At 71.1% G+C, this 21,557-nt stretch carries 20 protein-coding genes; 4 read left to right on the top strand and 16 right to left on the bottom strand.

The window, feature by feature from the left end; all coding sequences use genetic code 11:
• The 8 genes from Plo01_RS02230 to Plo01_RS02195 form a co-directional block, all read right to left on the bottom strand.
• The gene (locus Plo01_RS02230; RefSeq protein ID WP_203888758.1) at positions 1-1,017 is read right to left on the bottom strand and encodes an MCE family protein; all 1,017 of its coding nucleotides are present in this window, start codon (positions 1,015-1,017) and stop codon (positions 1-3) included.
• 6 nt (positions 1,018-1,023) lie between these two features.
• Positions 1,024-1,890 carry an MlaE family ABC transporter permease gene (locus Plo01_RS02225; protein ID WP_203888757.1) on the bottom strand — a complete coding sequence of 289 codons (867 nt, stop codon included), beginning with the start codon at positions 1,888-1,890 and terminating at the stop codon, positions 1,024-1,026.
• On the bottom strand, positions 1,890-2,699 hold the full coding sequence (locus Plo01_RS02220) for an MlaE family ABC transporter permease (RefSeq protein ID WP_275415351.1): 810 nt from the start codon (positions 2,697-2,699) through the stop codon (positions 1,890-1,892). Before Plo01_RS02220 ends, Plo01_RS02225 begins: the two co-directional genes overlap by 1 nt.
• 277 nt (positions 2,700-2,976) lie before the next feature.
• The gene (locus tag Plo01_RS02215; protein ID WP_203888756.1) at positions 2,977-4,245 is read right to left on the bottom strand and encodes an ABC transporter substrate-binding protein; all 1,269 of its coding nucleotides are present in this window, start codon (positions 4,243-4,245) and stop codon (positions 2,977-2,979) included.
• 8 nt (positions 4,246-4,253) lie between these two features.
• Positions 4,254-5,372: a branched-chain amino acid ABC transporter permease gene (locus tag Plo01_RS02210; protein WP_239315803.1), complete on the bottom strand. Its 1,119-nt coding sequence runs from the start codon at positions 5,370-5,372 to the stop codon at positions 4,254-4,256.
• Positions 5,365-6,255 carry a branched-chain amino acid ABC transporter permease gene (locus Plo01_RS02205; protein WP_203888755.1) on the bottom strand — a complete coding sequence of 297 codons (891 nt, stop codon included), beginning with the start codon at positions 6,253-6,255 and terminating at the stop codon, positions 5,365-5,367. Before Plo01_RS02205 ends, Plo01_RS02210 begins: the two co-directional genes overlap by 8 nt.
• The gene (locus Plo01_RS02200) at positions 6,252-7,091 is read right to left on the bottom strand and encodes an ABC transporter ATP-binding protein (RefSeq protein WP_203888754.1); all 840 of its coding nucleotides are present in this window, start codon (positions 7,089-7,091) and stop codon (positions 6,252-6,254) included. Before Plo01_RS02200 ends, Plo01_RS02205 begins: the two co-directional genes overlap by 4 nt.
• Before the next feature lie 19 nt (positions 7,092-7,110).
• Positions 7,111-7,938, bottom strand: a complete 828-nt coding sequence (locus tag Plo01_RS02195) for an ABC transporter ATP-binding protein (protein WP_203888753.1) — start codon at positions 7,936-7,938, stop codon at positions 7,111-7,113.
• Positions 7,939-8,121: 183 nt separating this feature from the next.
• Here Plo01_RS02195 and Plo01_RS02190 point away from each other — a divergent pair, with 183 nt between their 5' ends.
• Positions 8,122-9,321, top strand: a complete 1,200-nt coding sequence (locus Plo01_RS02190; protein WP_203888752.1) for a PucR family transcriptional regulator — start codon at positions 8,122-8,124, stop codon at positions 9,319-9,321.
• A gap of 86 nt (positions 9,322-9,407) precedes the next feature.
• On the top strand, positions 9,408-9,836 hold the full coding sequence (locus Plo01_RS02185; RefSeq protein ID WP_203888751.1) for a CBS domain-containing protein: 429 nt from the start codon (positions 9,408-9,410) through the stop codon (positions 9,834-9,836).
• Positions 9,837-9,958: 122 nt separating this feature from the next.
• Here the strand turns inward: Plo01_RS02185 and Plo01_RS40815 are convergent, their stop codons facing one another.
• Entirely contained in the window at positions 9,959-13,264 is a 3,306-nt protein-coding gene (locus Plo01_RS40815) for a S8 family serine peptidase (RefSeq protein WP_203888785.1), read from the bottom strand.
• Between the two features lie 402 nt (positions 13,265-13,666).
• On the opposite strand from Plo01_RS40815, the gene Plo01_RS02175 reads away from it, so the two are divergent.
• Entirely contained in the window at positions 13,667-13,921 is a 255-nt protein-coding gene (locus Plo01_RS02175; RefSeq protein ID WP_068922814.1) for a Smr/MutS family protein, read from the top strand.
• A 158-nt stretch (positions 13,922-14,079) separates the two neighbouring features.
• On the opposite strand, the gene Plo01_RS02170 is transcribed toward Plo01_RS02175, so the two are convergent.
• The 5 genes from Plo01_RS02170 to Plo01_RS02150 form a co-directional block, all read right to left on the bottom strand.
• The gene (locus Plo01_RS02170) at positions 14,080-14,451 is read right to left on the bottom strand and encodes a PTS-dependent dihydroxyacetone kinase phosphotransferase subunit DhaM (protein WP_203888750.1); all 372 of its coding nucleotides are present in this window, start codon (positions 14,449-14,451) and stop codon (positions 14,080-14,082) included.
• On the bottom strand, positions 14,445-15,101 hold the full coding sequence (gene dhaL / locus Plo01_RS02165; protein WP_203888749.1) for a dihydroxyacetone kinase subunit DhaL: 657 nt from the start codon (positions 15,099-15,101) through the stop codon (positions 14,445-14,447). Before dhaL ends, Plo01_RS02170 begins: the two co-directional genes overlap by 7 nt.
• 1 nt (position 15,102) lies before the next feature.
• Complete coding sequence (dhaK, locus tag Plo01_RS02160) at positions 15,103-16,095, bottom strand: dihydroxyacetone kinase subunit DhaK (RefSeq protein WP_203888748.1); 993 nt, start codon at positions 16,093-16,095, stop codon at positions 15,103-15,105.
• Positions 16,092-16,520 carry an STAS domain-containing protein gene (locus Plo01_RS02155; protein ID WP_203888747.1) on the bottom strand — a complete coding sequence of 143 codons (429 nt, stop codon included), beginning with the start codon at positions 16,518-16,520 and terminating at the stop codon, positions 16,092-16,094. Before Plo01_RS02155 ends, dhaK begins: the two co-directional genes overlap by 4 nt.
• Positions 16,521-16,838: 318 nt before the next feature.
• Positions 16,839-17,249, bottom strand: a complete 411-nt coding sequence (locus Plo01_RS02150; protein ID WP_203888746.1) for an ATP-binding protein — start codon at positions 17,247-17,249, stop codon at positions 16,839-16,841.
• A gap of 615 nt (positions 17,250-17,864) precedes the next feature.
• On the opposite strand from Plo01_RS02150, the gene Plo01_RS02145 reads away from it, so the two are divergent.
• Positions 17,865-18,629, top strand: a complete 765-nt coding sequence (locus tag Plo01_RS02145) for a GAF and ANTAR domain-containing protein (RefSeq protein WP_203888745.1) — start codon at positions 17,865-17,867, stop codon at positions 18,627-18,629.
• Positions 18,630-18,632: 3 nt separating this feature from the next.
• On the opposite strand, the gene Plo01_RS02140 is transcribed toward Plo01_RS02145, so the two are convergent.
• Entirely contained in the window at positions 18,633-20,498 is a 1,866-nt protein-coding gene (locus Plo01_RS02140; protein WP_275415350.1) for a CheR family methyltransferase, read from the bottom strand.
• 24 nt (positions 20,499-20,522) lie between these two features.
• Positions 20,523-21,509, bottom strand: coding sequence for a chemotaxis protein CheB (locus Plo01_RS02135; protein WP_203888743.1), 987 nt, complete (start codon positions 21,507-21,509; stop codon positions 20,523-20,525).
• Positions 21,510-21,557 lie beyond the last annotated feature (48 nt).

Here is a 21,557-nt window from a genome sequence, read left to right as displayed (position 1 = left end):
TCACCTGCCGTTCGTGGGGCCGCAGGCGCCGACGAAGAGCTCGCAGATGTCGGTCGCGACGAAGGCCGCCATCTTGAGTTGGTTGGCGTCGCCGGGGCCCTGGCCCGCGATCAGGTCGTTCAGCACGGTGAGGATCTGGTTCAGCCCCCGCACCCCGTCACCGGCCAGGCCGAGCTGCGCGTAGATCAGGGAGGCCGCGCGCTCGCCGGAGTTCACCGCCGCCTTGAGGTTGCGGCGGTGCTTGCGCAGGCCGTACGCGCTCAGGCTGGACAGCTCGTCGAACTCCCGCAGCAGCGCCCGTATCTTGTCGGCCCGCTCCAGCAGGCCGGGGGTGAGCACGTTGACGTCGGCGGAGATGCCGATGATCTCGTCGCCCTTGTCGGCGAGGCTGCCGCTGAGCGCCGCGGTGTCGCCGATGAACCGCTGGAACTCCTCGCGGCGGCGGTGCGCGACGTCGATGACCTTCCCGCCGCCCTCGACGATCTCGCGGATCTGCGGGCCCTTGCCGTCCAGGCCGCGGCCCAGGGTGTGCACGATCGTGGTGATGTCCTGCGGGTCCACGGCGCTGAGGCCCTCGTACGCCTCGCCGAGGGAGTCCGACAGGTCCACCGGCGCCCGGGTCCTGGTGATGACGGCGCCGTCGCCCAGGTACGGGCCGGAGGTCTCGCCGCCGCCGGGGAGCAGGTCGACGAACTTGGGGCCGAACACCGAGGTCGGCTCGATCGCCGCGGTGACGGTCTCGGGCACCTTGACTCCGGGGTCGATGTACATCGTCACCACGGCCCGGCCGGCGGAGTCCAGGGTCACCGAGCCGACCCCGCCCACCGTGATGCCGCGGATCTTGACGGGGGAGTTGGGGTCCAGTCCCTGCCCGGCGTGGCTGAACGCGGCCGACAGGCGGGTGCCGCTCTCGGTGGAGGCGTTCCGGATGATGACCACCAGGGTCGCCAGGAGGGCGACGATCACGGCCAGGGAGATCGCCAGCCGGACCGGGAGCGGGGTCTCACCGCGGGCCATCGTCGCTCACCCCGTCAGCTTCACGCCGCTGCCCTGGCCCCAGAAGAGGTAGGACAGCAGCAGGTTGAGGATGATCACGGTGACGATCGACTGGCGGATCGCCCGCCCGGCCGCGACGCCCACGCCGACCGGGCCGCCGGTGGCGTTGAACCCGTAGTGGCAGTGGATGCTGATCACGGCGAACGCGAAGACGACGACCTTGATCACGCTGTAGACGATGTCCATCACCGGAAGGCCGAGATAGAAGTAGTAGTCGTAGACGCCCGGCGCCATGCCGAACAGGACCGTGCACATCAGCCGGGTGGCGAAGAAGCTGGCGAACAGCGCGATCATGTAGACCGGGATCAGCGCGATCAGCGCGGCCACCACCCGGGTGCAGATCAGGTAGGTGAAGGCGTTGATGCCCATCACCTCCAGCGCGTCGATCTCCTCGGAGATCCGCATCGCGCCCAGCTCGGCGGTGAAGGACGACCCGACCTGGGCGGCCAGCGCCACGGCCGCGATGATCGGGGTGATCTCCCGGACGTTGGCGAAGCTGCCCACCAGGCCGATGAACGACTCGGCGCCGATCGCCTGCAGGCCCTGGTAGCCCTGGAGCCCGACGGTGGCGCCGACGGCGAAGGCCATCGTGAACGCCACGAAGACCATGCCGCCGCCGATGACGGTCGCGCCGACGCCCACCACGACGTCGCTGACCTGGCGGAGCACGACCTTGGTGAACTTGGCCCGCAGGATGATGTCCCGGACCGAGTAGAAGATCACCTTCCAGAGGAAGAGCGGCCAGTCCGAGAGCGAGGCCACCCGCTCCGTCACGTCGCGGAACGCGCCGTACGCGCGCTGGCCCGTGGTGCGGGCCCCGGGGACCGCGGCCATCACAGCGCCCTCGGCGGGTAGGCGAGGAAGTAGATCATCGTGATGACGTAGTTGACGGCGAAGACCAGAACGAAGGTGACGACCGTGGACTGGTTCACCGCGCGCCCGACGCCGACCGGGCTGGTCTGGCAGGTCATGCCGAAGTAGCAGGCCATGATCGCGGCGATGAAGCCGAAGATCCAGGCTTTCAGGAGCGTGACCAGCAGGTCGCTGGTGACCAGCAGGGAGAGCGCGCCGTCGAAGTAGGCGCCGGGGGTGACGCCCTGGATGATGACGTTGAAGAAGTATCCGCCGGCCGCCCCCGCGACGATGACCAGCGGGACCAGCAGCACCGCCACCGTGCTCGCCGCCCAGAGGCGGGGGGTGACCAGGCGGTGGATCGGGTTGACCGCCATGACCTCCATGGCCGCCAGCTCGTCGCGGATGTTGCGGGCGCCGATGTCGGAGGTCATCGCCGACCCGCCGGCCCCGGCGATGAGCAGGGCCGAGGCCATCGGGGCGACCTCGCGGACCAGGCCGACGACGACGGCGCCGCCGGTGGCCGAGGACGCGCCGAGCTGCCAGGCCAGCTCGCCCACCTGGAGGGCGACGGTGGCGCCGAGGGGCAGCGAGACGAGGAGCACGGGCAGGCTGGTGACGCGGGCCAGGAACCAGCACTGGTGGACGAACTCCCAGAACCAGGTCCTGACATCCCAGGTGCGGCGGAATCCTTCGATGGTGATGACCGACATGTCGCCGATCCGGCCGAGCGCGTCGGTGGTTCTGCGGACGACGTAACCGGTGACCATGTCCCGCCCGCCGTCCGTCATCAGCCCGCCGTCCGCTGTGCCATGACCACCTCGGGATCCGCTCCGCCGACCGTGGATGAGTCACCTTACTGACGGGTAGTCCAGTAAGTCGATGCTTTCCTGGGAATTTGAGGAAAAGGTATGAGGCCCAGGTCACAACTTGTCAGGGCGTTCACACCTTTGTCGGGCGGCGGTGGAGCCGGGGCAGACGTACGGCCCGCACCCGCAGGTGAGAGACGCGGGCACGGGCCGTACGGGAAGGGGGAGACCGGCTCGCGGAGAGCCGGTCCGCGGGGGATCAGCCCACCGGGACCTGGTACTCCTTGACCAGATCCGACTCCGAGGCGTCCTTGAAGACGACCGCGCCGCCCAGGGCGTCCTTGTCCGGCTTGGCCACGTAGGACCGCAGCGACGCGGGCTTGTCGAACACGGTGAAGTCCATGGTGCCGCCGTACTCCTGGCCCCAGGCGTTCTGGCTGCGGTGCGCGGTGACCACCCCGGCCCGGGTCAGGTCCTTGCTCTCGCAGGCCTTCTTGAGCGCGTCGACGACGATCCCCGCGGCGGTGTAGCCGGCCGAGACGCCGCTGTCGATGGCGTCCTTGGGGTACTTCGCCTTGTAGTCGTCGGCCAGCTTCTTCAGCGCGGGCAGGTCCGAGCCGATCGGGGCGCCGCCGGTCATGTAGTAGAAGTCCTTCAGCAGGGCGGGACCGGCCGGCGTGGGCAGCAGCTGCGGGGAGTAGGCCGAGTTGCTGCCGACGAACGGGATGTCCATGCCGCCGGCCAGCGAGACGCCGACGAGGGAGGCGGTCTGACGGGGGCCGACCGAGACCAGCACGGCCTTGACGCCCGCCTTCTTGAACGCGGCGACCTGCGCGGTCATGTCCTGGTCGGTCGCCTTGATCTTCTGCTCCACCAGCTCCAGGCCGAGCTTCTCGGCGGCGAACTTCGAGCCGTTGAGGGCGCTCTCGCCATAGTCGCCCTCGAAGTACAGGTGCCCGATCTTGTCGCCGGACTTGACGCCCTTCTCCTTCGCCAGGAAGTCCACCGCGTTGATCATGTCGATGTCGTAGGTGGTGGCGGTGACCTGGATGGGCTCGCTGCCCAGCAGGCTGGTGGCCCAGGCCTGCGGGATGGTGAGCATCTTGTCGGCCTCGATGCGCTGCTTGACCGCGTTGACCATGGGCGAGCCCACGACGTGGGCCATCGCCACCACCTTCGGCCCGATCTCGGTGTAGGCGGCGACGGCCTTCTGCACGTCGTAGCCGTGGTCGCGCACGACGGCCTCGAGCTTCCGGCCGCACACGCCGCCGGCCGCGTTGACCTGCTCGAAGTAGAGCTGCTGGGCGTTGGTCAGGCTCTTGCCGAAGGAGGCGTAGGGGCCGGTCAGGTCGGTCATCATGCCGATCGAGATCGTGCCGGCGGTGACGCCGGGGCCGGTCTTCACCCCGTCGCCGGAGGCGGGGGCCTCGGCGCCGCCTCCGGTGGCCTTCTCGCTGGCGCACGCGGTGGCGGCCAGGGCGAGCAGGGCCAGTGCCGCTATCCGCCGGGAGGTTCGTGAGATTGCCATGGTCAGATTCAGTTCCTTGTCTCGGGGGTGGGAGTGAGGGAGTGCTTCGCCGCGGGCGCGGACGCGACCCGGCGGTTGATACGGAGACGCAGCTGGTTGACGAGGCCGAGGAGCCCGCCGGGCAGGAAGAGCACGACCACGACGACGGCGAGGCCGTACAGGATCTGGGCGGCCTCGGCGGCCCCGACCCCCTCCTGGCCGGGCTGGACGATCAGCGGCAGGGCGTCGCTGTAGCGGGTGAGCAGCCGGGGCAGCATCGAGACGAAGACCGCGCCGATCACCGCCCCCGCCACCGAGCCGAGCCCGCCGATGATGATCATGGCCAGGTAGGAGAGGGCGAGCAGGAGGCCGAAGTAGTCCGGCACGGTCTGCTGGAAGACCAGGGCGATCAGCACGCCGGCCAGCCCGCCGTACATGGAGGAGAGCACGAACACGCCGGCCCGGTAGCGGGCCACGGGCACGCCCATCACCCCGGCCGCGATCTCGTGGTCGCGGATGGTGTTCATGGCGCGTCCCGGACGGCCCCGCAGCACCCCGCGGGCGAACAGCCCCGCGCCGAGCAGCAGGACGATCCCGAGGAACCAGAGCCGCTCCAGCGCGCCGAACGGCACTCCGGCGATCACCAGGGGGGCGTCCGGGGTGTCGGCGAAGACGAACCCGAACACCTCCAGGGGCGGCACCGGCCGGCCGTTGTGGCCGCCGGTCACCGGCGTGGCGTTGGACATCGCGAACTGGCCGATGAAGATCAGCGCCAGGGTGGCGATGCCGAGGTAGGCGCCCTTCAGCCGGGCGGCGATGGGGCTGAACAGCCCGCCCGCGACGCCCGCCAGGAGCACCGCCAGGACGGCCGCCACCGGGGTGGGCAGGCCCAGGCCGCCGAGGGAGTGGGCGCCCTCCTCCGGGAGGGAGGCGAAGTAGACGTAGCCGAAGGCGCCGACCGCCAGGAAGAACGCGTGGCCCATGGACAGCTGCCCGGTGGCTCCGGTCAGCAGGTTGAGGCCGATCGCGCCGATCGCCGCGGCCATCGCGAACAGGCCGTCCTGCAGCCAGGAGGCATCCAGGTAGAACGGGATGACGACGGCCGCCGCGGCGAGCGCGATCGACCACAGGAGGGTGCTCCTAGACACGGGCCAGCTCCCTTGTCCCGAACAGCCCCGCGGGGCGGATGAGCAGGACGATGATCATTACGAGGAACGGCGCGACGTCGCCGAGCCCCCGGCCCAGGAAGACCAGCTCACCCTGGTAGCCGCCGACCAGCGACTCGGTGACCCCGATGATGAGCCCGCCGGCCAGGGCTCCCGTGGTGGAGTCCAGGCCGCCGAGGATCGCGGCGGGGAATGCCTTCATGGCGGTGGCCGTCACGGTGCGGTCCAGTCCGGGCGTGGGGAAGATGCACATGAACAGCGCGGCGAGGGCGGCCAGCGCCCCGGCGACCGCCCAGGCCCCCATCGAGACCCGGCCGCGCCGCACGCCCATCAGGGCGGCGGTCTCGGCGTCCTCCGCGGTGGCGCGCATCGCGACGCCCCAGTTGGTGTACTTGAACGCGAGCAGGAACGCGGCGATCACGGCGCTCGCGGCGAGCAGGGCGGCGATCCGGGCCAGCGGGATGTTGATCGCTCCGAGGTGCAGCACCTCGCTGCCCCACGGGTCGCCGAGGGCGAGGACCTCGGTGCCGATCTGCCGGGTCAGCTCCGTGGTCAGCACGATGTCCACGCCGATCGTCACGATCGCCAGGACGCTGTGGTTGACGACGTTCGCCCGGCGGATGACCAGGAACTCGATCAGGGCCCCCAGGACCGCCGCCCCGGCCAGGCCGAGCAGCAGGGCGGCCCAGAAGCCGAGGGCCTCGTGCGTCTTGGCGATGATGAAGCCGCCGACCAGCAGCAGCGAGGCGTGGGCGAAGTTGACCACCTCGGTCGCCTTGAAGATGACGACGAACCCCAGGGCGATCAGCGCGTACACCGCTCCGATGGAGATCCCGTTCACCAGGAGTTCGATGAAAGTGATCACGTGGAGGCCTCCTCGGTCTCGCTCGTCGCACCCAGGTACGCCCGGATGACCTCGGGATCGTTCTGCACCCGCTCGGGAGGGCCGTCGGCGATGCGCTTGCCGAAGTCCAGGACGGTCACCGCGTCGGCCAGCCGCATGACCATCCCCATGTCGTGCTCGACCAGCAGGATCGAGATGCCGAGGCTCTCCCGGACGGCGATGATCAGCTCGGCCATCTCGCGCCGCTCGCCGCCGTTCATCCCGGCCACCGGCTCGTCGAGCATCAGCAGCTTGGGCTCCATGCACAGGGCGCGGGCCAGCTCGACCCGCTTCTGCACGCCGTACGGCAGCAGCCCGACCGGCGTCGCCAGCTGGCCGGTGAGACCGACGAAGGCGGCGATCTCCGCCACCCGCTCGCCGTGCCGGGCGGCCTCGCGCCGGGCCGACGGCAGCCGCAGCCCGGCGGAGAGGAATCCGGCGCGGGTCAGCCGGTGGCGCCCGAGCATCATGTTGTCGCGCACCGACAGGTGCGGCGAGAGCGCGATGTTCTGGAAGGTGCGCGCCATGCCCAGGGCGGCGATGCGGTGCGGCGGCAGCGCCGTCAGCTCGGCCGCGCCGAACCGCACGCTGCCCGAGGTGGCCCGGTAGACGCCGGACAGGACGTTGAAGCAGGTGGACTTGCCCGCGCCGTTCGGGCCGATGACCGCGTGCACGCTGCCGGGCGCGACGGTGAAGCTGACCGAGTCGAGCGCGGTCAGACCGGCGAAGCGCACGGTGACGTCACGGACCTCCAGCGGGGGGATCGCCTCGGCCGGGGAGGCCGCCTCCGTACCGTCCGGTTGGTATGTGTCGCTCATGCCGAACCTCCGAGGGGGATCACGCCGACCACCTCGTCAGCGCCGGACGGGCCGGGGCCGCGCCGCTCAGCAGGGCCTCGTCGCGGTCGTCCCCGATCCCCAGGTAGCGGCGCCGTACCTCGTCGCTCTCGGCCAGCTCGGCCGCGGGACCGGACAGCACGATCTCGCCGACCTCCAGGACGTACGCGTGGGAGGCCAGGGACAGGGCCATCGCGGCGTTCTGCTCCACCAGGAGCACCGTCGTGCCCTGGGAGTTGATCTCCCGTACGGTGTCGGCGATGCGGGCCGCCATCATCGGGGCCAGGCCGAGGGTGGGCTCGTCGAGCAGGAGCATCTTCGGCCGGGCCATGAGCGCGCGGCCGATGGCGAGCATCTGCTGCTCCCCGCCGGAGAGCAGGCCGGCCCGCTGCCTGGCGCGTTCGGCGAGCACCGGGAAGAGTGTGAGCACGCGCTCCCTGGCCTCGGCGGCGGCCCTGCGGTCCCGCGCCCCGAGGGCGCCGGCCCGCAGGTTCTCCTCCACGGTCATCCGCGCGAAGACCTTGCGGCCCTCGGGGACCTGGACGACGCCGTGCGAGACGACCGCCGAGGTGGCCGCGCCGGACAGCCGGGCCCGGTCGAAGCCGATCTCCCCGGCCGTGATCCCGCCCCGGTGGAAGCGGAGCGTGCCGGATATGGCGCGCAGCAGCGTGGACTTGCCCGCGCCGTTGCCGCCGAGCACCGTGACGACGGAGCCGCGAGGGACGTCCAGGGAGATCCCCCGCAGGGCCGTCACGGGGCCATAGCTCACCGCCAGATCCCTGACCGTCAGCCCGGAGTCTCCGGGCGGTCCGGGGTCGTGGACGTTCATGTATGCCTCCTGACAACTGATGAACGCACCCAACCCAGGTGCTCCGCGCCAGTCCAGAGGGCCGGGTGAAGTCGGGACTCGTGCCCACGGGGAGACGGTGCGGGTTGTGCGCCAGCACAACCCGGGGTCACGAAACGAAACAGAACCTTGTTCCGCTCGGTGGGCGCCTGACACCATTGCCAGATGGGGATCCGCACAGCCGACGACGAAGAGGTCCGCAGAATCATGCGCCTGGCCGCCGGGCGGCTGCTGCGCCGGCTCCCCGAGCTCACCGACGAGCTCGTGGCCAGGACCCGGGACACCGACGAGGCGTATCGCCGGATGGTGGCCACCGACGACCACTGGCAGAGCGTCTACGAGGCCATGCGGGAGGGCATCGGCGCGATCCTGGTCGCCCCGCCGGAGCGGCGGGACGTGCAGCAGGCGGAGAAGACCGCGCGGCTCCGCGCCGAGCAGGGGCTGCCGATGGACTCGCTGCTGCGCAGCTACCGCATCTCCGCCCACGTGATGTGGGACGGGCTGGTCGGCGTCATCGCCGAGGAGGAGCCCGACAGCCTCCCGCTGCTCATCCGCAGCGCCACCAAGGTCTGGCACGCCGTCGACCGGCAGGCCGTCGCCGCCGCCGACGCCTATCGCAAGCGGGAGGCGGAACTGTTCGGCCGCACCGCCGAGCGGGTCCAGTCCCTGCTCGACGCCCTCCTGGAGGACCGGGCCGACGCCGCCCTGGTCCGCAGCGCCGCCGCCGCGCTGGACCTGCCCGACCTCGGCCGCTACGCGGTCGTCACCACCCGGCTGCCGGGGCGCGGCGGTCACACCGGGGAGCAGGCCCGCCCGGCGAGCCTGGGCGGGATGCGGCTGCTGTGGCGGATGCGCCCCGACTACGAGGTGGCGGTGGTCCTGCTCCAGGAGGAGGAGATGGAGGGGCTGACCGAGGCCCTCCGCCCGCACATCACCGGCTCGGCCGGGATCAGCCCGGTGGTCGAGGGCCTGGCCGAGCTGGGCCGCGCCCGCAGGCTCGCCGAGCTGGCGCTGCGGACCTGCGCGGGGGAGGGGCCCGAGATCGCCCGGCTGGAGGACCGGCTCCCGGCCGCCCTGGTGGTCAGCCAGCCCGAGCTGGCCGGGCACCTCAGCGCCGCCGTGCTCCGGCCCGTCCTGGCCCTGGACCCGGCCGACCGCGAGGTGCTGCTGGGCACCCTGGAGGCGTGGCTGCGCTGCGAGGGCTCGGCGATGCGCGCCGCCGGTCAGCTCTACTGCCACCGCAACACCGTCTTCAACCGCATCCGCAGGATCGAGCAGCTCACCGGGCGCTCCCTGACCCGCCCGCGGGACATCGTCGAGCTCACGCTCGCCCTTGACGCGGTCCGCCTCCTGCCGGTCAACTGAGGTTTGCCGCTACGGGCGCTTAGGCGGAGCCCCGGCGGGGCAAGCTACCGGATACACCTGAGCTGGGCTGAACCGAGGTGATGTGAATGCTTATCGGGACGATCCTGCAGGGCAAGGGATCGCGCGTGGCGACCGTCCGTCCCGACGCCACGGTCACTGAGCTCCTGGCCATGCTGGCGGACAACAACATCGGCGCGGTCGTGGTCTCCGAGGACGGCTCCTCGATCACGGGCATCGTCTCCGAGCGCGACGTGGTGCGCAGGCTCCACGACCGCGGCGCCGAGGTGCTGAACGCCCCCGTCTCCTCCATCATGACGACGGAGGTCCGCACCTGCCCGCCGACCGCCAACGTCGACGACCTGCGCCAGGCGATGACGACCCACCGCATCCGGCACGTCCCCGTCGTGGCCGACGGCCGCATGGTGGGGATCGTCAGCATCGGCGACGTGGTCAAGAGCTCCATCGAGATCCTGGAGACCGAGAAGGCCTCCCTGGTCGACTACCTGCACCGTTGAGCCGCCTGCACCGCTGAGCCACTTGCATGGCTGAGCCACTTGCATGGCTGAGCTACCTGCACGGCTGAGCCCGACGGGGGCCGGGACGGGCCCGGCCCCCGGGGCGTCACCGGGTCGCCGCGCTACTGCACGGTGATCCGGTCGACTTCGATGGTGATGCCCTTGACCTGCGGCGTCGACGTGCTCGTCGTCACCGTCCCGGCCCCCGGCGTGACTCCTCTGACCCTCATCGTGTAGGTCAGGGTGCCGCCGGGCGCGCCGGGCGTGCTGGTCACCCGCAGGTCCTGGGTGGGCGGGCCGCTGATCTGCTCGCCGGCGGTGCCCTCGTCGTTCTCGGCGCCGACGGTCAGGCCGTACCCGGCCGGCGGCTCACCGGGCAGGTTGGCGGGGTCGTAGGTGTAGGTGATGTCCTCGGTCCCGTTCAGCCCGATCCACTGCTGGAAGACCTTCAGGTCGGTGGTGCCGAAGACGTTGAGCCGCCACTCGACCACCAGCCAGTCGCTGGTGCCGTCGGTCAATATCGTGGCGAGCACGCCGGGCGCGCCGGTCCCGTCCAGGTCGGTCCAGTACGGGGCGAGCACCCCGTTCGGCCGTGCCGGGTCGGGCAGGGTCTGCGGCGTGACCTCGATGTCGGCCGAGCCCGTGGTTCCGCCGGCGACCGCGTAGCCGTTGGAGACGACGCCGATCCTCGTGTACGTCTTCCCGGCGAACGTGAACGCCGGGACGGTGAAGTTCAGCGCCTGCTCGTCGCCTATCGGCGTCGGGGTCACGCCGAAGGCGTCGAGCGGCAGGTACGGCGACGGCCCGGTGCCCGGGGCGATGCCCGGCCGGTCCGGCTGCCTGGCCGCCAGGGCGGTCCGCGCGGTGGCGATCTGGGAGCCGACCTGCGTGGCGCCGGTCACGCCGTTCAGCCGGAGCCGGGAGTTGAGCGTGCTGACCGCCGTCACCTCGGCGTCCTGCAGGGTGCTGTTGTTCACCGTGACCGTACAGGTCGACTCACCGGTGTTGCGGGCGATGGTGGACGGCGCGCAGGTCTGCTCGACCGGGATCGCGCCCTCCTGGCGGAAGAAGGCCACCGGCAGGTGCAGGCGCCGGTCGCCGCCGACCTGACGCAGGTTCACCTGGCCGAAGTACTGCCCGTCGGGCAGCTCGGGAGCGGTGATCACCACGGTGAGCTTGGCGCTCTTGCCCGGCGCGACGGTGAGCAGCGGGGGGAGCACCGTGATGTTCGCGCCGGCCACGGTCGTGCCGGAGGCGGTGAAGACGAGCGTCCGGTTCGTGACGTTGGTGACCGTCCGCTTGGCGGTGATCATTCCCGGCATGGTGGGGGCGTTCACCGACGGCAGGTTCAGGTCGATGCGGTTCAGCGGGTCGGCCGCCGAGGCGGTGAAGTTCGCCGCGGTCTCGTCGAAGGTCAGGCCGGGGTCGCCCGCCTTGGTCAGGTCGATCCGGCCGCCGCCGGTGTCGAACGGGTCGGCGGGGGTGACGCGGTCCTGCTTGGTGACCGACGTCTTGGCCGTCGTCTCCAGCGCGGACTTCACCTGGCCCGGCGTCCAGCCGGGGTGCAGCGCGAACAGCAGCGCCGCGGAGCCCGCGACGTGCGGCGCCGACATCGAGGTGCCCGCGATGGCCTGGTACAGGTTGCCGGGGGGACCGCCGGCCGCGTCCTCCGGCGTCGGCGTGTGCCCGGCCAGGATGTGCAGGCCGGGGGCGGTGACGTCCGGCTTGAGGAAGTCCCCGCCGGGGCCGCGCGAGGAGAAGGTGGTGATCGCGTCGCCCTGCCAGGTGGTCTTGGTCCCCTGGGTGAACGAGGCCGTCGCCCCGGGGTTGGCCGACAGGAAGGCGAGCAGGGCGTCGGTCTCGGGCTTGTCGATGTGGACGGTGGGGAGCCAGTGGTTGTCGGTCATCACGTCCAGCGGCGAGGTGTTGTAGAGGATCATCCCGGCCGCGCCGCCCTGCCGTACGTTGAAGCTCTTGATCACTCGTCCGGGCCCGCGCTCACAGGCGACGATCTTCCCGGTGAACAGGCCGGGGGGCGCCGGGGTGGTGCACAGCGCGTTCGAGTACGGCGGAGCCGACGCGAGCACCACCGGCAGCGGGGAGGCGACTCCCCCCGTGATGGAGGCGCCCTTCAGCGTGGCCGCGGCGCCGCCGGACCCGGCCAGCGTGATCGTGGACTGGAACGTCCTGGTCTGCGTGGAGGCCGCCACGGTGGTCACCCACGGGCTGACGTGGTCGACGGTGTCCGCGCCGGGACCGGCGTTGCCGGCCGAGGCCGACACCAGCACGCCCGCCGCGTAGGCGTCGAGGAAGGCCAGCTCGACCGGGTCGGTGTAGGGCGAGGAGCCGCCGGAGATCGAGAAGTTGATCACCTGCACGCCGTCGAGGATGGCCCGGCCGACCGCCTGCACCGAGTCGGAGTTGAAGCAGCCCTCCAGGCCGCAGACCTTGTAGACCGACACGTGCGCGGCCGGGGCGACGCCGTGGATCGGGCCGCGGCTGATGCCCAGCGGGTTGGCGTCGGGCGAGGGGCCGCCGGCCGCGGTGGTCGCGGTGTGCGTGCCGTGGCCGTTGGAGTCGCGGGCGCTGTCGGGGTACACCTCGCCGCCGATGACGGCGTTGTAGGTGTCCAGGAACGGCGCTCCGCCGATCAGCTTGTTGTTGCAGGGGAACGGGTCGGTGGCCGGGGTCAGCGGGTTGTCGCCGAAGTCGCAGACACGCGGGGTCCCGTCCCGGGTGGGCGGCGCGGCGGGCAGGGTGCCGGGGTCGGCGAACTGGGGGTGCTCGGGCCAGGCGCCGGAGTCGAGCACGCCCACGATGACGCCCTTGCCGGAGGAGGCGCTGCCGCCGAGCTTGCCGTAGATCGTGGGAGCCCCGATGAAGGCGGGGCTGGAGTCGGTGAGCAGCTCCTCGCGCCGGTCGTCCTGGACGGCCGCCACGCCGGGCAGCTTCAGCAGCTCGGCGGCCTTGTTGGCGGGGATGCTCAGCGCCATGCCGCCGTAGACGGTACGGAGCCGCTGTCCGGCGCGTGCCCCGGGCAGGCGCCGCTTCAGTTCGGCGAGGAAGGTGTTCTCGATCTTCTCGATGTGCACGCCGTACTTCTTGGCGTCGGCGCCCTTGACGTCGAGGGGTTTGCCGGTCTTCGCCGGGCTCGTCCCCGGAAGCCCTTCGATCCCGCCCCGGTAGGCGGCGAGGGAGTCGTAGTCGAGCTTGACCATCACGTTGACGGTCTCACCGGAGGTGGCCTTCAGCAGCTTCTCGTCGCTGCGGGCCAGCTTGCCCGTGGGCGACTTCGCGCCCTGGACGAGTTCGCCCCCGGTGAGCGGGGTGGCCGTCCACTTCTTGGGCGGCGTGGGGGTCGGCGGAGCCGGGGCGGCGCCGGCCGGCGGCGCCATCGCCACGACGAGCCCGACGCCCGCGGCGAGCATCGCCACGCGCTTCGCGCTGGATAAACGGGACTTCCTTGACACGAGACCTCCCTGTGGGGATCCGTTCAGGAAGGCGCGAGGGTGCTGCCCCGCCGCCCCGGTGAGGGCACGCTGAAGGAGGTCCTCGGCCCTCCCCGCGGGGTGACGAAGCGGCCGGCCTCCCGGTGGGAAGGCCGATCACGACAGGGACTCTAACCGGGGGTGATTTTCGCGCCTAGATCAAGAAGTTGACACAAATATCAAGGGAATTAGTCAAATCGCACGACACGCTGGGCCTGGTGCTTCAGCGGAACGTCGTCATGGCCGATCCCGGGAGCGGCCGCGCGGCGGGCGAGGCCGTAGCGTAGGCCGTGGCGGTCCCGGCGCGATCGAGTGTCCGGAACGATGGGTGAAGGAGATGGTGTGAAGCTCAAGCTGGATCTGCACCCGATCTACAACCGGGGCGGGGAGATCGACAAGGCGCTGCGGGGGATCATCGACGAGGCCATCAGGAAGCGCGCCACCGAGGTCGAGATCATCCCGGGGAAGGGGTCGGGCCAGCTGAAGAAGAAGGTCCTGCGCTTCCTGGAGCAGAAAGAGATCAAGGCTCTGTACCACCGCATCGACAAGGACGCCAAGAACCACGGCCGCCTGTTCGTCTACTTCCGCTACAAGTGACCCGGCATGCGGGAACAGCCGCAGACCCCGGTGCGGGACGGTCACCGTATCGGGGAGTGCCGCGGTTCCCGTCGCGGTCCGGGCGGGTTCCCGGGCGGCGGGCCAGAACTTGCGGGTCAGAGTTTGCGGGTCAGAGCTGATGGGTCGGAGCTCGCCGGTCAGAGCTTGCGGAAGTGCCGGGCCTCTTCGGCCGCCGCGAGGACGGCCTCCAGCGAGCCGCCCGCGCTCGCCGTGACGGCGGCGGAGATCGCGCCCTCCACGAACGGGACGTCGGCGACCACCACTCCCGGTCCCTCGAAGAGGCGGGCGGTCAGCGCCGCGCCGCCCAGGTCGGGGATGAGGAGCACGCCGTCGCCCCGGTCGGCCCGCTCGACCGCCGCCGCGACCAGGTCGGGGCTGGTGCCCAGGCCGCCGTCCTCGGTGCCCCCGGCCGCCTCCAGCACGACCTCCACCCCGCAGACCCCCGCCGCCAGCGCCGCCGTCTCGGCGGCCAGCGGGCCGCTGTGGGAGATCAGGACGATGCCTACCACCGGGCCGCCACGGTGTGGAGCGCCCTGAGGATGAGCGCGGCCGAGGTCGCGCCGGGGTCCTGGTGGCCGACGCTGCGCGGGCCGAGATAGCTGGCCCGGCCCTTGCGCGCCGGCATCGGGATCGTCGCCGCCGCTCCGGCCGCGGCCGCCGCGGACGCCGCCCCCAGCGCGTCGTCGAGTCCCCGCCCTTCCCGTACGGCCTCCGCCAGCGCCCCGGCCGCCGGAGCCAGCGCGTCCACCATGGTCTTGTCGCCCTCGGCGGCGGATCCCAGCCTCCGCACCCCGGCCACCCCGGCCGTCAGCGCCGCCGCGAGATCGGCCGCAGACACCGCCGGGGCGTCGCCCAGCGCCTTGCCCGCCTCGCGGAACGCCGTGCCGTACAGCGGCCCGGAGGCCCCGCCGACCTTGCGGATGAGCGTGCTCCCCACCAGGACCAGCACCGCTCCCGGGGTCGCGGGACACCTTTCGCCCAGGGCGCGCACCGCCTCGGTGAAACCCCGGTCGAGGTTGGTCCCGTGGTCGGCGTCGCCGATCGCGGCGTCGAGCCGGGTGAGCTCGTCCCGCTCGGCGCGGACGGACCGGGCGGCCTCCTCGATCCACGCGCCGAAGAACGCCGGGGTGAGGACCTCCGCGCCCACCTCCGCGCCCATCTCAGCGGCCCCAGCGCAGGGCCGGGGTCTCGACGGGGGCGTCCCAGAGCCGGGTGAGCTCGTCGGTCAGCCGGCAGACCGTGACCGAGAACCCCTGCATGTCGAGGCTGGTGACGTAGTTGCCGACGAGGCTGCGCGCGGCCCGCGCGCCCCGGTCCGCCAGATGCCCGGCGACCTCGGCGTAGGCGACGTAGAGCTCGATGAGCGGCGTGCCGCCCATGCCGTTCACCATGACCAGGACGTCACCGGAGAGCGGCATGTCCTCGTGGATCGCGTCGATCGCGACGCCGGTCAGCTCGCGGGCGTCGCGCATGGTGTCGCGGGTGCGGCCGGGCTCGCCGTGGATGCCGATGCCGAGCTCGACCTCGGCCTCACTCAGCTCGAAGGTGGGCTTGCCGGCGGCCGGCGTGGTGCAGGCGCTCAGCGCGACGCCGAAGGAGCGGCTGCGGTCGTTGACCTCCCGGGCGACCCGCGCCACCTCGGCCAGCGGCGCGCCGGCCTCGGCCAGGGCTCCGGCGATCTTCTCCACGAAGACCGTGGCGCCGGTGCCCCGGCGGCCGGCCGTGTAGAGCGAGTCGCGCACCGCCACGTCGTCGTCCACGAGCACGCTCGCCACCTCCACGCCCTCCTCGGCGCAGAGTTCGGCGGCCATCCGGAAGTTGAGGACGTCCCCGGTGTAGTTCTTCACGACGTGCAGCACCCCGGCCCCGCCGTGCACGGCGGTGCTGGCCTCGACGACCTGGTCGGGGACCGGGGAGGTGAAGATCTCCCCGGGACAGGCCGCGTCGAGCATGCCGTACCCGACGAAACCGGCGTGCAGCGGCTCGTGCCCGGAGCCCCCGCCGGAGACCAGCCCGACCTTGCCGGGGCGCGGGCCCCCGGCGCGGACCACGATTCGGTTCCCGGCGTCCACCCGGAGCCCGGGGTGCGCGGCGGCGAGCCCGCGCAGCGCGTCCGTGACGACCGCGTCAGCGCCGTTGATGAGCTTCTTCACGGATCCAAACTGTGCCCGCCGGCCGCCGGTGGCAAGCCCGATCGGGCGAAACCCGCGTCCGCGGGCTGTGGCCGCGGGTGGCCGGCGAGGGCGGACTGCAGGGTCGCGGCCTCCGCCGAGACGGGGAAGGACCTGCTCAGGCCGGTCATCCCGAGGATCGAGCGCACCGGGGGGGAGACGCGGGACAGCAGGAGTCTCGTGCCCATCTCGATCGCGTGGCGGCGCAGGACGACGAGGGCGCTCAGGCCGCGGGCGTCGATGAAGGTGACCGCGCCGAGGTCGAGCACGAGCGTGCCGGGGCGGGTGCCGAGGAGGTGCTCCACGCGGGCGCAGAGCTCCGGCCTGGTGGTGATGTCCAGCTCGCCCGCCACCGTGACCAGCGCGCGGCCGTCCACATGACGGGTCGTCGTTCGAAGGATGTTCATGGCCGTGTTCCCGCGGGTCGTCGGATCGGGATACGCGGCGACGGCGTGGGCCGGGCGCTCCGTCCCGGGGTAGCGGCCTCGCCTCCGCCTGCGTCACTCGGGGCCGCGGGGTCTGGACGGCTCAAGGATCGAGGAGTGTTGAATGCACCAAATGGTGCAAGTTATTGCATTCTGTAATCACCTAGCTCCATATTGAAGTATAGGAAATCCCTTCTAAATCGGCCACCGATTCGTGGAAGCCGTGGCCGGATGGCACGTCCGTCAGACCGGTTCGGTATGGCCGCCCGGTGGCGGACGGCCCGCCCTCAGGCGAAGGCCTCAGGTGAGGGAGGGGCCGCCGTCGAGGCGGAAGGCGATCCGGACCGTCGTCCCTCCGGGACCGGTGGTGAAGTCGGCGGACTCGCTGAGGCGGCGGATCAGCCAGAGGCCGCGGCCGCCGATCGCGTGGCCGGGCGGCATGAGGTCTCCGTCGATGGCGGTGACCGGTATGCCGGGTCCCCGGTCGGCTATCTCGCAGTGCAGCAAACCGTCGTCGGCCCAGAGCCGGACCAGTCCCCGGCCGCCGGCGTGTTTGACCGCGTTGGTCATGCTCTCGTAGACGGCGAGAAGGAAGTCCGAGCGCCGCACGCCCTTCAGTCCGTGGCGTGCGGCCTGTTCGGCGATGGCGCCTCGTACGGCGCTGGCCCGGGCTCGGGTGAACTCCCAGGTCGTCACCGGTTGAGTGATCATCCCGTCATGCCCGTCTCGGAAGGGGGGAAGGCCGGATGCCCACCCCCGCGGGGCACCCGGCCCCGCGGTCACATCCGGATGTCACCGGCCATGAACCGCTCGGCGGCATGGTCGTCACGATCGTTGTGACGGAACACGGAGGGGACCATCCGGAGGGGCGCCGGGGGTGTCGTCACCGGGAGGTCGGATGCGGGGGGCGGAGATCCTTCGAGGGCCGGTGGGCCGGATCTCCTCCTGTGGACGCGGCCTGGGGATCGGACGGTCGGCTCGCTGGTCATGAAGCGCTACTCCTCGCCGGCAGCAGATGGGCTCGTACCGGTCATGGAGGCGAGCGGAGATCTGGCGGCGCTCCTGGGCCGTGCCATGACCGCATCGAGGCCGCAGGGTCCGGACGGCTCGAAGATTGCGATGTTCGCGATCCCAAACAGTGCAAATCGCACTTTATGTCATAAAAAAGCCTTACGACTGATTGTAAGTGCTGACAGTGATATTTACTAGGGATAACGGGTTGCACCGGCGATGATTTCTTTCGGTGATCGGCTATATCCGCTCTTGAGAGGGTAAGGAGGGCGTAGCTCTGACCCCGTGACGCCTCTACCCCCCGGAGGAGAAAGGATGGGTTCCTCTGAGTGGCGTGTAGGTCAGGTCCTCGTGGAGCTGGCCGACACCCTGGTGGACGATTTCGACATCATCGATTTCCTGGACAACCTCGCCTATCACACCGTGGACCTGCTCGGCATCGCCGCATGCGGGGTCCTGCTGGCCGACCCCACCGGTCCGCTCAGCATGGTGGCCGCCTCCAGCGAGCAGGCGAGGGTCCTCGGGCTGTCCCAGCTCAACCACCAGGAGGGGCCCTGCCTGGAGGCATACCGCCACCGGACGCCGGTGAGCTGTCCCGATCTGGACGCCGCCGGCGCTCGCTGGCCGTTCTTCGCCCCCACCGCCCTTGCGGTGGGCTATTCCGCGGTGTACGCCCTGCCGATGATCCGGCGTGACCAGTGCATCGGCGCGATGAACCTGTTCGGCACCGCCCCGGGGATCCTCGACGAGGAGGTCACCGGGCTCGGCCGCTCCCTGGCCGACATGGCCACCATCGGCATCCTGCATCGCCGCGCCGTCCGCCACCACGAGACCGTCACCGAGCAGCTCCAGCTCGCGCTGAACAGCCGCATCCTGATCGAGCAGGCCAAGGGCCTGCTGGCCGGGCGGCTGAGGCTGGCCCCCGAGCAGGCGTTCGCCGTGCTGCGCGACTACGCCCGCACGCGCAACCTCAAGCTGACCACCGTCAGCCGCGCCCTCATCCAAGGGGAGATCTCCATCCCCCGGCCGAGGGACCTCCCGCTCCGATCCCGCCCGCCCGGCCGGGGGCGGGCCGAGTAGCGGTCACTCCTGGGGAAGCTGGTTCATCACCATGATCACGCCGTGCAGCGGGGAGTTCTCGGCGCGCAGGCGGGAGAACGCGACGTCGAGCCGGGTCGTCCGCCCCCGCCGGTTCACGGCGTTCACCACGGCGCCGTCCATCCGGCCGGCTCCGGCATCGGGTCCGGTCTCGACGAGCGGGCGCAGCCGGGGCAGGAGCTCCTCGACGGGCAGGCCGATGTCGAGGGCGGTGAGCTGGCGTCCGACGGTCTCGTCGGGACGCAGTCCCCACAGGTCCTCGGCGCCGGGGCTCCAGACGAGCACCCGGAGGCCGCTGTCGACCACGATCACGGCGTCGCCGAGGCTGCGCACCACCGAGGAGATGAAGTCGTTGGCCCGGTCGAGCTCGGCGCTGCGCGTGTTCAGCACCTCGTTGATCTGCTGGAGCTCGTCGTTGGTCGACTGCAGCTCCTCGTTCATCGTCTCGAGTTCCTCGTTGGTGGACTGCAGCTCCTCGTTGGTGGTCTCGAGTTCCTCGTTGGTGGACTGCAGCTCCTCGTTGGTGGTCTCCAGTTCCTCGTTGAGCGACTGCAGCTCCTCGTAGGCGTGCTCCAGCTCCCGGTTGGCCTGCTCCAGCTCGTCGCGGAGCCTGCTGTAGCGGGTGACGTCGTGGAAGTTGATGCCGATCCCGATCAGATCTCCCCCCGCGGAGATGAGGGGGATCACCGAGATGTCGAAGGAGCTGGTCTCCGCAGCGTTGGGGCGGCGCCAGGTGATGTCCTGCAGCTCGGTCGCGCGCAGGTCGGCCACCACCTGCTCGATCACCGAGCGGAGTTCAGCCGGGCGGTAGGAGACCTCCAGGTCCTGGAAGGGACGCCCGATGTCGCGCGGGGTGAGGTTGAACAGCACCTCGGCGCGCGAGTTGACCAGGGCGAGGTTGCCCACGCGATCGAGGACGAGCTGGGCGACCGGTCCCGAGGCCAGCGCGGCGCTCTGCAGGGCCGGATCACCGGTGTACGAGTCGCCTGAGGTCTCCCCCTCGGGCCAGGGGACGCGGGAGCCGGTGATCGGTGGTCCGACCTTCCGGAACAGCCGCATGCGCAGGTCCACCGGTTCGAACTTGTCGCCGTGGTTGAGCAGCATCTCGGCCTTGCCCAGGAACAGGTAGCCCGGGTTGCCGAGGGCGAAGTGGAACTTGCGGACGATGTTGAGCTGCGTCTCGGTGTTGAAGTACATCAGAGTGTTGCGGGCCAGCAGCAGGTCCACCCTGGAGATCGGCGCGTCGCGGGTCAGGTCGTTCCGGCCGAAGATGAGCTGCCTGCGCAGGTCGCGGCGGAAGGCGAAGCCGCCCTCCACCGGCTCGAAGTAGGTCTGCCGCATCGCCTCCGGGACCTCGCCCAGGTGGCGGTCGGTGTAGACGGCGGTGCGCGCGACCTGGAGGGCCTTCTCGTCCAGGTCGGTGGCGTAGATCTTCACCCGCTCCCGGAACTCGTCCATGCCGAGATCCCCGGCCAGCACCATCGCGAGGCTGTAGGCCTCCTCGCCGGTGGCGCAGCCCGCGCTCCACACGCGGATCGCCTTGCCCGGCCCCTTGGTCGACAGCAGTGCGGGAACCACCGCCTCGCGGAGGGTCTGCCAGGCCGCGGCGTCGCGGAAGAAGCTGGTGACGTTGATCAGCAGACTGTCGAAGAGCAGGCCGAACTCCTCGGGTTCCAGCTCCAGATAGTCGCGGTACTCCTCGTAGTCGCGGAGCTTCAGCGCCTCCAGACGGCGGCCGATGCGGCGCATGAGGGTGGTGCGCTTGTACCCCGTGAAATCAAAACCCCGAGTCTCCTTCAGCATGAGGAGGAGGTCGGTGAATTCACGTTCTTCTCCAGGCTTCACGACCATATAGCGTATGCCCGTCGCGGCCCGTCATGAAGAAAGCAGGTCGTCCTCGACCCCACCGATGCGTGATTGCAGCATGCGCATCGTCTCCAGCGCCTCGCCGACCTCCTCCGCCTGCTCCCCGAAGCGCCGCTTCGAGTGGGTCTGGCCGCGCCGCTCCGCGTCCTGGATCATGCGCTCCAGCACCCGCAGCCGCTCCTCCAGCCGCAGGATCGCCACCCACAACGCCCGCTCCACCGCCTCGGCCTGGCTGCTGGCCATGGTCTGGGCGGACCACGCGTGGCCCACCCGGCACTCGTAGCGGGGGGAGGGCCTGATCTCCGTCTCGTACAGCGGGCCGTTGCACTCCGGGCAGGTGAAGCCGGAGAGATCTCCGGCGGGCGTGGTGGGCTGGTTGGTCTTCAGGAAAAGGGACACCTCGCGTTCGACCTGCGGATCGGACACCTTCTCCTCCGCTCCGGTCGGCGTTTCGCTCTGCCCCACGATCCACCGGGCGATCTCCGTGACGGGCAGCACCTGCGGGTCGCGCGCGCTGTTCATCGCCGCGCGCGGCATCCCGTCGAAGAGGCTCTCCACCGGGTCCTGTACGGCGACCGCCCCGCCGTAGCGCTCCACGACCGCGCATCCCCGGGACCCGTCGTCGAGCATCCCGCTCAGCACCACGGCGAGGGTGCGCGGGCCGCCCTCGACCGCGGCGCTCAGGAACAGCGGGTCGGCCGCCGGGCGGTGCCCGTTGTGCCGGGGCCCGCGCGACAGCCGGACCGTCGCGTCCTGCACGAGCAGATGGCGGTCGGGGGGCGCGACGTAGACCCGCCCGTGCCGCAGGGGCTCGCCGTCGACGGCGGGGGCCGCCTTCAGCGGTCCGGAGCGGTCGAGGATCCCGGCCAGGGCGCTGCCTCCGCTGGAGGGGATGTGCAGCACCAGCAGGAGCGAGGCGGCCAGGTCGCCCGGCAGCGCGGCCATCAGGCCGCGGAGGGCCTCGACGCCCCCCGCGGAGGCGGCGATGACTACCAAATCTCGCCCGCTGAAGGCACCCATGTGCCCTACCTATCCGGTTACGGC

It is taken from the genome of Planobispora longispora, from assembly GCF_016863135.1.
GTDB classification, from domain to species: Bacteria; Actinomycetota; Actinomycetes; order Streptosporangiales; family Streptosporangiaceae; genus Planobispora; species Planobispora longispora.
Note: the sequence above shows the minus strand (reverse complement) of the source record. Positions and strands in the feature narration are given on the sequence as shown.